General features: G+C 70.7%; 7 protein-coding genes. 5 read left to right on the top strand and 2 right to left on the bottom strand.

Annotation, left to right across the window (positions count from 1 at the left end; translation table 11 throughout):
* Positions 1-141: 141 nt before the first annotated feature.
* Positions 142-843: an SIMPL domain-containing protein gene (locus tag AB0I88_RS40410; RefSeq protein ID WP_361037455.1), complete on the top strand. Its 702-nt coding sequence runs from the start codon at positions 142-144 to the stop codon at positions 841-843.
* 143 nt (positions 844-986) lie between these two features.
* On the opposite strand, the gene AB0I88_RS40405 is transcribed toward AB0I88_RS40410, so the two are convergent.
* The gene (locus AB0I88_RS40405; RefSeq protein ID WP_361037453.1) at positions 987-2,012 is read right to left on the bottom strand and encodes a glycoside hydrolase family 11 protein; all 1,026 of its coding nucleotides are present in this window, start codon (positions 2,010-2,012) and stop codon (positions 987-989) included.
* A 330-nt stretch (positions 2,013-2,342) separates the two neighbouring features.
* On the opposite strand from AB0I88_RS40405, the gene AB0I88_RS40400 reads away from it, so the two are divergent.
* The 4 genes from AB0I88_RS40400 (at position 2,343) to AB0I88_RS40385 (ending at position 9,115) form a co-directional block, all read left to right on the top strand.
* On the top strand, positions 2,343-3,956 hold the full coding sequence (locus tag AB0I88_RS40400; RefSeq protein WP_361037451.1) for a methyl-accepting chemotaxis protein: 1,614 nt from the start codon (positions 2,343-2,345) through the stop codon (positions 3,954-3,956).
* A gap of 40 nt (positions 3,957-3,996) precedes the next feature.
* Positions 3,997-4,854, top strand: coding sequence for a polysaccharide deacetylase family protein (locus AB0I88_RS40395; RefSeq protein ID WP_361037449.1), 858 nt, complete (start codon positions 3,997-3,999; stop codon positions 4,852-4,854).
* 10 nt (positions 4,855-4,864) lie between these two features.
* Entirely contained in the window at positions 4,865-6,034 is a 1,170-nt protein-coding gene (locus AB0I88_RS40390) for a tetratricopeptide repeat protein (RefSeq protein WP_361037447.1), read from the top strand.
* A 162-nt stretch (positions 6,035-6,196) separates the two neighbouring features.
* Positions 6,197-9,115, top strand: a complete 2,919-nt coding sequence (locus tag AB0I88_RS40385) for a M36 family metallopeptidase (protein ID WP_361037445.1) — start codon at positions 6,197-6,199, stop codon at positions 9,113-9,115.
* Positions 9,116-9,211: 96 nt separating this feature from the next.
* Here AB0I88_RS40385 and ppk2 read toward each other — a convergent pair whose 3' ends face one another.
* On the bottom strand, positions 9,212-10,051 hold the full coding sequence (gene ppk2, locus AB0I88_RS40380; RefSeq protein ID WP_361037443.1) for a polyphosphate kinase 2: 840 nt from the start codon (positions 10,049-10,051) through the stop codon (positions 9,212-9,214).
* Positions 10,052-10,708 lie beyond the last annotated feature (657 nt).

The raw sequence follows: 10,708 nt of genomic DNA, 5'->3' as shown, positions 1-10,708 counted from the left end.
CCAGCCTCGCCGCCTTCCGGAAACTGGCCGCCAACCCCATCTTCAACGTGAAGCTGGGCTGAGCACACCGTGAGCCGCCGTCCCCGCCGGGGCGGCGGCTCACGGCGTTGTCCGGCCGGTTCATGGTTTTAAATAGTAAGAATGCATCTCAAAAACGGTAAATTGGTCACACTGGTCGCGGTCGTGATGCTCTCCGCCGCGCTGCTCGGCGGCCGTCCGGCCGCTGCCTCCGACTCCCGGGAGAGTGTTCTGGTCTCCGGGACCGGCACGGTGTTCGGCACGCCCGACACATTCATCGCCGACTTCGCGGCCGAGGCCACCGCGGCGACGGTCGGCGAGGCCCTGGAGCGCGCCACCGCCGCGGCCGCCCGGATGCGGGACGCTCTTCTTCGTGCCGGGGCGGCGAAGGCCGACCTCCAGACGTCCGGCGCCGACATCAGCGCCCGGCGTGACGACAAGGGCAAGCTCACCGGGTACACGGTGATCCAGGGGCTCACCGCGCGGATCCGGAACCTGGACCGGGCCGGGGCGACCCTGACCGAGACGGTCACGGCGGGCGGTGACGCGGCCCGGCTCAACGGGGTGTCCTTCGCGGTCGACGACGACACGGCCCTGCTCGCCGAGGCGCGCAAGCGGGCGTTCGCCGACGCCGAGGCCAAGGCCGATCTGTACGCCCGCGAAGCCGGCCGCAGGCTCGGCCGGGTCGTCAAGGTGACCGAGGGGAACACCGGCGGCCCCGAACCGGCCGGGTCGCACAAGTACGCCGACGCCGCGATGCCGGTCGAGCCCGGCCGGCACCGGCTGACCGCGACCGTCACCGTGGAGTGGGCTCTGATCCGCTGACCCGTCCCCTTCGCCGGCCGACCGCCCGAACACCTCTCGGGGTCCGCGTGTCGCGTACCGGAGAAGAGGCCGGAAACGCCGAAGGATCGTCCGGGCGGCTGTGGCGCGGCGGCCCGGGTGGCCACCGCGCCACAGCCCGGGGGTCAGCCCGCCCGGCAGCTGATGGTCGGCCAGGTCCAGTTGCCGTTTGCCATGATCGTCACACCGAAGTTGTTGCCGCTGCCGTTCGGGCGGGCGGTGACGCTCCCGGTGGTTCCGCTGACCGCGGCGTTCCAGCTGTTCTGGATGCTCTGGCCGCCGTTCAGGTTGAGGGTGACGGTCCAGTTGGTGGCGCCGCTGACCGCGACGTTGAGGTTGAACCGGTCACCGAACTGCTGACCGGCCGAGATCGTCGCGCTGCAGTTGCCGCCGCCCGGTGTCGGGCTGGTCGGGCTGGTCGGGTTGGTGGGGCCGGTGCCCTCGCGGACCGTGATGTCCGAGCTGCCCTGACTCTGGTAGCCCTCGGTCGCCATGATCTGGTAGCTGTGGTTGGTGCCGAGGTTCAGTCCGGCGCGGGCCCACGCGTCGAAGTGGTTGGCGATGGTGATCGTGCCGGAGCTGCGCTTCTGCTGCCGGACACTCCAGAACTGGTAGAACGTCTGGGTGCCGTCGATCGACGGCGCGTTGACCCGCTGGCTGCGCAGGATGTCGTACGTACCGCCGTCGGTGGTGACCGAACCCATCCGGGTGGCGCCGCTGCTCGGGTTGTAGCTGCCGAAGTTCTCGACGATGTAGTACTCGATGAGCGGGCTGCGCGTCCATCCGTACAGGGCCAGGTAGGTGTTGTTGTTGCCCGGGTTGTAGGTGCCCGAGTAGGTGACCGTCCGGCGGGTGCCGGTGGCCCAGCCCTTGCCGCCGACCCAGTTGTTGGTGCTGCGGTCCCAGCTGCTCGAGTACCGCCCGTCGGCACGCAGCGTCATGCTCGCGTTGCCGCTGTCCTTCCAGAACGAGAAGTAGTAGCCGTTGTGCGTCCCGGTGGTGTTGGAGCTGACGGTCCGGTCGGCTTCGGCGTGTGCCGTGCCGGCGACGGCCACCCCGGCGATCGCCATCGCGGTGGCGCAGAACGCGGCGGCGAGCAGGCGGACGCGCCCGCGCCGTCGGGGTCTTCCAGGAGCGAGGTCTTCGGACATCTGGCTGATTCCTCCTGTTGAGGGGCCGTCGGGGAGCGGCCCCACGGGGACGGGGAAATGACGAGATCGAGCTTCGTCATTGCGAGATCGTGGCCCGGCGGCCGACGTGTTGTCAACAACTTACGGAGAACTATCGGAAATACCGAGATAGATCTCAGCAGCGGCTAGCTGGCCAGCCGGTGAGGGTGATCGTTACGCTGACTACCAGTCAGCGCCGAAAGTTTCGGAGATGGGGTGAGGTGCATCCGCCACGAGAAAGCCTTCAACCGGACGGCATCGCGCCGATAGGGGGTCACCGCCGTGGTGGCGGGTGCATTCCGGGGAGAGCCCATGCGAATCGCCGATATCAGTGTGGGCAAGCGCCTCGGCGCCTCCTACCTGCTGCTCAGCGCCCTGATCGTCACGTCGGCCGGAGCGGGCTGGTGGGGTCTCGACCAGCAGGCCGCCGCGGAGCGGAAACTCGCCGGGCTGGAGCGGCTGCGTGACGACATCCAGGCCGCCAAGTACAACGCCTCCGACGTCACCGGCTGGCAGGGGCTGAAGATCGCCGACGCGGGGGCGTTCGGATACGCCTACGCGGTTGGGCCCGAAGGCTACAACCAGCAGGGCCAGATGAAGTCGAAGGACGCCGTCTACGCCGGTCTCGCCGCCACCAGCACGGCCGACATGACCGACGCCGAGCGGGACGGGTTCAGCCGCCTCAAGCCGGCCTGGGACGACTTCTTCACCTGGGACGCCACCGTGACGCGGTGGCTGTCCGCGGACACCATGGCCGCTCGCGCCAAGGCGATGACCAGCGTCAACGGGGGAGAGGCGTCGGCCGCGTACGGCAAGATCCTGGACATCACCGCGGAGCTGGACGCGTCGGTCAACGCCCGCGCCGAGGCGCTGCGGGCCGAGGTGGACGAGGCCCGCGACACCGCGTCGACCGTGCTGGGCAGCGTGCTCGCCGTCGCCCTGGTGCTCGCCGTGCTGATGGGAACCCTGGTCACCCGGTCCGTGGTCGGCCCGCTGTCGCTGGTGATGGCGGCGCTCAAGCGCCTGGCAGACCGGGACCTCACGGTACGCGTGGGCCTGAACCGCGAGGACGAGCTGGGCCGCCTCGGCGCCGCCGTGGACCAGACCGCCGGCGCGTTGCGCGAGACGGTGTCGGCGATCGCCGGGCACGCCGGAACCGTCTCGTCGGCGTCGCGGGAGCTCTCCTCGGTCTCCGCGCAGATCGCCGGGGCGAGCGCCGACATGGACGCGCAGGCGGCCGCCGTGGCGTCGTCGGCCGGCAGCGTCTCCGGCAACGTGCACACCCTCCAGACCGGCAGCGCCGGGATGACCCAGGCGATCGACGAGATCGCCCGCAGCGCCGGCGAGGCGGCCCGGGTCGCCGGTGAGGCCGTCACCGTGGTCGGCGAGACCAGCCGGTCGGTCAGCAAACTGGGTGACTCCTCGGCCGAGATCAGCAAGGTGATCGCCATGATCACCTCGATCGCCGAGCAGACGAACCTGCTGGCGCTCAACGCCACCATCGAGGCGGCCCGGGCCGGTGAGCTGGGCAAGGGCTTCGCCGTGGTGGCCGGGGAGGTCAAGGAACTGGCTCAGGAGACCGCCCGGGCGACCGATGACATCGCCCGGCTGGTGAAGGCCATCCAGACGGACACCTCCGACGCGGTCGGCGCGATCGGCGACATCGGCGACGTGGTGGCCCGGATCTGCGACTTCCAGACCATGATCGCCGCCGCGGTGAAGGAGCAGACCGCCACCACCGGCGAGATGGGCCGCAACGTGGCCGAGGTGGCCGACAGCAGCGCGGTCATCGCCACCAACATCGCCGGGGTGGCGACCGCGGTGGGCGCCACCGCGACGGTGGCCAACCGGGCGCGATCGAACGCCGAGGGCCTGGCCCGGACCAGCACCGAACTCCAGGAGCTGGTGTCCGCCTTCCGGATCTGAGGTGTGGCCCTCCTTGAACGCGGGTGGCATCCTCGCGGGCATGTCGATCCACGGGCGGATGCTCGCCGCCGTCACGATGCTGGCGCTGACGGCCTGCGGCGGCCCACCACCCGCGCCGGCTCCGGCGTCGTCACCGGCGCCGCCCCCCGTGGAGAAGACGGTGGAGTCGGCGCCGGCCGCGACCACGACCCCGGGCGCGACCACGACCCCGGGCGCGACCACGCCCGGGGCGGCGCCGCCGGTGATCCAGCACGGCCTGCGCGACGCCGGGAAGGTGGCGCTCACCTTCGACGCCGACATGACCGACGCCATGAAGGCCCGGCTGCGGCGCGGCACGGTGTCCTCCTACGCCAACCTGCGCCTGCTGTCGATGCTGGAGAGACGGCGGATCCCGGCCACCTTCTTCGTGACCGGCCAGTGGGCCGAGCAGTATCCCGACGTCACCCGCCGGATCGCCGGCAACCCGCGCTTCGAGATCGCCAACCACAGCTACGAGCACGCGGCCTTCACCGGCGACTGCTACAACCTGCCGCGACTCGCGCCCGGCGACATGACCGGCGACGTCGCCAAGACCTTCGAGACCCTTCTTCCGTACGGTGGGCGCCAGACCCGCTACTTCCGCTTCCCCGGCCTGTGCCACGACCGGGCCGCCCTGCGAGCGCTGGCACCGCTGGGCGTGACAGTCGTCGACGGCGACGTGGTCAGCGGCGACCCCTTCGCCCGTGGCGCGGCCCCGGTCGTCGACGCCGTCCTCTCCCAGGTGAAGCCGGGATCCATCGTCGTCATGCACGTCACCGAGGCGAACGCCCGCTACACCGACGACGCCCTGCCCGCCATCCTGGCCGGGCTCAAACGCCGCAACCTGCAGCCGGTCGCCCTCTCCGAGTTGATCTCCTAAACTGCCCGGCATGACGTGGCGGGCGTACGACCTCGGGATGCTGGCTCTGCAGCGCGGTGAGCGGGACGCGGCGCGGGCGCACTTCGAGGCCGCCGGGGACGACGCGGCGGCGCTGCTGCGGCTCGGGCGGCTCGTCCGCGGCGACGATCCGGCACGGGCGCTGGCACTGTACGAGCGGGCCGCCGAACTGGGCGACGCGGCGGCCGCCTACGACGCGGGGGCGATGCACGCGGCCGAGCCCGCCGATCTCCCGGCGGCGCTGCGCTGCTACCAGCGGGCCGCGGACCTCGGCGACATCGGGGCGCTGCGGATGACCGGGATGATGTACGCGACCGGACAGGGCGTGCCGGTCGACGAGGACGAGGCGGAGGCACGTCTGCTGCCCGCCGCCGAGGCCGGCGAACAGCGGGCTTTCCACGACCTCGGGATTCTGTACGCGTACCACAAGATCGATCTGCCGAAGGCGGGTCTGTGGTTTCTGAGAGCCGGCGCCGACCGGGAGCTGGCGCTGCTCGCGCCCCGATTGAGCCCCGGGACGATCCTCGGCGTCATCAAGGCCTACCACCTCGGTGAACAGCGCGCCGGCGCGGAGATGCTGGAGGCTCCGGCGGCCGCGGGCGATCCGATGGCACAGCGCTCGCTGGCGTTCCTGCTCCAGCACGGGCACGGCGTGCCGGCCGACGAGACGCGGGCCGTGGAGCTGTACCGGGCGGCGGCCGAGGGCGGAGACGAGTTCGCGGCGTTCAACATGGGGCTGCTGTCCGGCGCGGACCCGGCGGCGGTGCGCTGGTTCCGGATCGCCGCGGACGGAGGCGTCACCGACGCCTGCACGCATCTCGGCAACCTCCTCGGTGCTCAGGACCTCGACGAGGAGGCCCTGAGCTGGTACGTGCGGGGAGCCGAAGCCGGAATCCAGGGCTGCATGTTCGCGGCGGCCTGCTGGTACCGCGACGGGTTCGGCGGCCCGGTCGACCTGGTGCGGGCGCTGCGCTGGTACCTGAGCATGCTGGACACCGGCTCCGGTGACGGCGTGCACGAGGCGCACCGGATCGTGCCGGCGATGACCGTCGACGAGATTCACGAGGCGGGCCGGCTCTCCGGCCGGTACCTGGAGGCCGACCTGCTGGCCGCGAAAGCGCCGGCACGCCGCTGTCAGGCGCAGACCGGAACGGCCAGATGATCGCCGGCCGGGTTCCGCGGCTTTCTTGACGCCGCACAGCCCATCGACCAGGATCACCATCGAGCAACCTCGATTTTGTGGACGTTCGGCCCATGTCACTAGGTCGCACATCTGATGTCGGATGCGAAGTGACCGGTAACGACCGTCCATAAAGGAGGTTCCGTGCGCACACCATCCCGTGCGTTGGCGGGCACCACCACAGCATTAGTCGCCGCCGTTCTCGCGCTGTCGCCAGGATCCGGCGGAAACGCCGCACCCGGCGCCGCCGCCCCGAGCCGGGCCGAGTCCCCGGAGATCCACGCCGACCACGATCACGGCGAGATCGTCGACAACCGCGAGGGCCACGTCGCGCCCAGCACCGAACAACGGACCCTCGCCGCCGAGGCCGACGCCTCGGCCCGGTGGAACACCTTCGGCACCCCGGCCAGCCTCACCGCCACCACCGCCGAGCCGCTCGCCGAAGGCCTGCCCGCCGACCCCGTCGCCGCGGCCCGCGCCTACGTCGACGGCAACCTCGACGTCCTCGGCATCACCGCCGCGGCCGCCGCCTCCCTCGAGGTCCTCACCACCCAGAAACTGGGTGAGGGCAGCATCGTGCTGCTGCGGCAGAAATTCGGCGAGCTGCCCGCCGGCCACGACGGCCTGCTGTCGGTCGGCCTCCGCGACGGCAAGGTCTGGCACGTCAGCTCCTCGCTGGCCCGCGACGCCGCCGCCCCGCAGCCGGCCACCCTGACCGCCGCCGAGGCCGAGCGCATCGCCGCCGACAACGCGGGCATCGCCGAACCCACCCTGCTGGGCACCAAACTCGTCGCCGTGCCGACCGCCGACCGGGGTGCCCGCGCCGCCTACCAGGTCGCCCTCGGGGCCGGCCTGAGCAGCGCCGACCCGGTCGCCTACACCACCTGGGTGGACGCCCGCGACGGCAGCGTCCTGGTCCGCGAGGACATCGTCGACCACGACGCCGACAACCCCGAATGGGACGTCTTCCCCAACTCGCCGCGTACCGACCACTCCTCCCGGGACACCCGCGAACGCTGGTGCTGGACGGCACAGCGCGGCTGCGACGAGGCCGTCGCCACCCCGGCGTCGCCGCAGGCCTGGGACGTCGACCCGGCCACCGGCACACCCACCAACACGACCAGCGGCAACAACGCGTTCGCCGTACACAACTGGCTGTCAAACGACCCGTTCACGGTCGGCACCGAACTCGCCACCCCCAGCCCCACCCGCGAGTACACCTACCCGTGGACGAACCAGTGGCACGAGACCAAGTGCGCGCCCACCGTCTTCGAGTCCGCCGCCCGCAACGACATCGACGCGGCCCGCGCCAACCTGTTCGTGCAGCACAACCGGATGCACGACTGGTCGTACCACCTCGGCTTCACCGAGGAGACCTGGAACATGGAAGGCGACGGCGGCGACCCCGAGCAGGGCAACGCGCAGGCCGGCGGCATCAGCGGCGGCCCGCCGGATTTCCTGGCCCGTAACAACGCCAACCAGATCACCCCGCCCGACGGGGAGGCGCCGATCACGAACATGTACCTGTGGCAGCCCATCGCCGGCGCCTTCTACTCACCGTGCGTCGACGGTGACTACGACATGTCGGTCATCGGCCACGAGTACACCCACGCCATCACCAACCGCATGATCGCCGGGCCGGACGCCGGTCTCAGCTCCCCGCAGGGCATGAGCGAGAGCTGGTCCGACCTGCTCTCCGTCGAGTACCTGGCCGAACACGGTTACGCACCCCGAGGCGCCCGCGGCTTCACCGTCGGCGAATACGTGACCGGCGACCCGATCGCCGGCATCCGCAACTACAACATGGGCGGCAACCGGCTCAACTACAGCTCGGTCGACTACGACTTCGTCGGGCTCCAGGTGCACGCCTCCGGTGAGGTGTGGAGCGCCACCAACTACGACATCCGGTCCGCGTTCCTCAAGCGGTACGGCCACGGCAACTCCTCGCTGCAGAAGGCGTGCGCCAACGGCAAGAAGGCCGTCACCTCCTGCCCGGGCAACCGGCGCTGGATCCAGCTCGTCGTCGACTCGTTCCTGCTGATGGCCAACAGCGCCAACAGCCAGGTCGACGCCCGCGACGCGCTGCTCGCCGCCGACCGGATCCGCTTCGGCGGCGCCAACCAGGACATCCTGTGGAACGCGTTCGCCAAGCGCGGCCTCGGCGAGGGCGCGGCCAGCAACGGCGCGGCCGACGCCGACCCGACGCCGAGCTTCGCCTCCCCGCACGCCAAGGAGGCCACCGTCACGTTCCGGCCGGTCGACGAGAGCGGCAAACCGGTCGCCGGTGCCAAGCTGTTCGTCGGCGACTACCAGGCCCGGGCCGTCGCGGTCGCGGACACCGACCCGGCGACCGCCCTGCCCGACACGGTCGCCCTGGTGCCCGGCACCTACACGTTCGTCGCGCAGGCACCCGGCCACGGCCTCGCCCGCGTCTCCCCGGAATCGCTGCGCTCCGGCGAGCGGGAGAAGCTGTACGTCCGGCTGCCGCGCAACGTCGCCTCGGCGGCCAACGGCGCGACCGCCACCGGCGACGGCATCAACCTGGCCCGGCTCGTCGACGACGACGAGGCCACCAACTGGGCCTCGCTCGGCAGCGCCGTGACCGGCAAGGGCGTCACCGTCGACCTCGCCGGCGACGCCCAGAAGGTCCGCCGGGTCCAGGTCAGCGCCATGCTCCGCCCGGCGATCACCGGCGACGTGGACGCGGGCACACAGGCCCGGGTCTCGGCACTGCGCCAGTTCAAGGTGCTCGCCTGCACCGCGTCGGCGACGGTCACCTGCTCGGCACCGGCCGACTTCAAGACCGTCTACACCAGCAAACGGGACGCGTTCCCGGCGGTGGCCCCGCGACCGCGGGCCCCGCAGCTGATCTTCCGCTCCTTCGACATCCCGGACACCACGGCCACACACCTGCGCATCGAGGCCGTGACCAACCAGTGCACCGGGACGCCGGACTACGCGGGAGAGCAGGACAACGACCCGCGCGCCAACACGGACTGCGCCACGGCCAGCCCGCAGGCGCTCAACGTCCGCATCGCCGAATTCCAGGCGTTCACCCGGTAGAAGTCATTCATGATGGGCGGGCCCCCGGGTCCGCCCATCGGTCTCGGCCGCCCCGGACACCGGAGCGGAGGTGGCGCCCTGCGGCCGTGCGCCTGGTCAGCGCACCTCGCCGTACGGTGTCGGAATGTAGTGCAACGGCAGATCGGGAGTGGTGTAACCGTTCGCGGCCTGCCGTTTCGGCAGTTTGATGTCGCGCGGCTTGATCGGCTCGTACGGCACCTGACTCAGCAGATGCGAGATGATGTTGAGCCGGGCCCGCTTCTTGTCGTCGGTGTGCGCGATGTACCAGGGCGCCCACGCCGTGTCGGTGGTGGCCAGCATGGCGTCCCGGGCCCGCGAGTAGTCGTGCCACCGGCTGTAGGACTTCAAATCCATGTCGGACAGCTTCCAGATCTTCCGCGGATCGTGGATGCGGCTCTCCAGCCGGCGGGTCTGCTCGTCCGCGCTGACCTCCAGCCAATACTTGATCAGCAGGATCCCGGAGTCGGTCATCGCCTTCTCCCACGTCGGCACGATCTCCAGGAAGCGGTCGGTCTCCTCCGGCGTGCAGAACCCCATCACCCGTTCCACGCCGGCCCGGTTGTACCAGGACCGGTCGAAGATGACGACCTCGCCACCGGACGGCAGACGGCTGATGTAGCGCTGCGCGTACATCTGGGTCCGCTCCCGCTCGGTGGGAGTGGGCAGGGCGACCACCCGGAACACCCGCGGGCTGACCCGCTCGGTGATGCGCCTGATCGTGCCGCCTTTACCGGCCGTGTCGCGGCCCTCGAACAAGACGCAGACCTTCGCACCGGTCGCCTTGACCCACTCCTGCATCGCGACCAGCTCACCGTGCAGACGGCGCATCTCCCGCTCGTAGGCGGAGCGCTTCATCGGCCCGTCCGCGACGTCCTGCTTCTTCGTCTTGGGGTGATGCTTGTCCTTCTTGCCCATGGTGATGTCTCCCGGATGTCCGACCCACAGCGGCGCCAAGCCCTAGCAGTCTCGGGCCGATCCGTCGCGGCCGCTTCATCCGTCCAGGATGAGCGAAGTTCATCTCCGGTACGCCTGGACGTTGCACCGTCGTCACCCGCGACGCGCTGCCCGCCCCGGGCCCCGCCGCGCCCGCCGGGCTGACATCGGTGGTCCGGCGGGCCGGGGAGTGGCCGCATCCCGGCCGGTGATCCACTCCGGCTGGTTGTCAGGGGTGACCCTGCTGGCTATTCAAGGGAAGGGTGCGCTCACAGGTCCTTCTCGCCGATCTTCCTCAGATGACGAACGCGACCCGGGACCCGTCGCTGAGCAGTCTGCCCCTGCAGGCGAAGATCGCGTCACGGGCAGGTGGATGGGGGCGAGGGCTTGGCGCCTGGTGGGTCGGATGGCTGGGATGTCGGATGGTGCCGGGTTGGCCGGTGTCCGGGCGATGTGTGTTTTGAGAACGCGACACCCGAGGTGGGTGTGATGACACCCGTTGCGGGTGTCATGCTTCCGGGACATGTAGCCGTGATTCGTGTCTTGTCTCCTCGGATGGCACGGCCGTCTCGACATCATCCGGTGAATCCGAGGATGGTGAATGGGCCTGGTCATGTCGCGGTTGACCCAGCGGGTGGC

It is taken from the genome of Actinoplanes sp. NPDC049802, from assembly GCF_040656595.1.
Classification (GTDB): domain Bacteria; phylum Actinomycetota; class Actinomycetes; order Mycobacteriales; family Micromonosporaceae; genus Actinoplanes.
The sequence above is the reverse complement of the archived record's forward strand: the minus strand, read 5'-3'. Positions and strand labels throughout refer to the sequence as shown.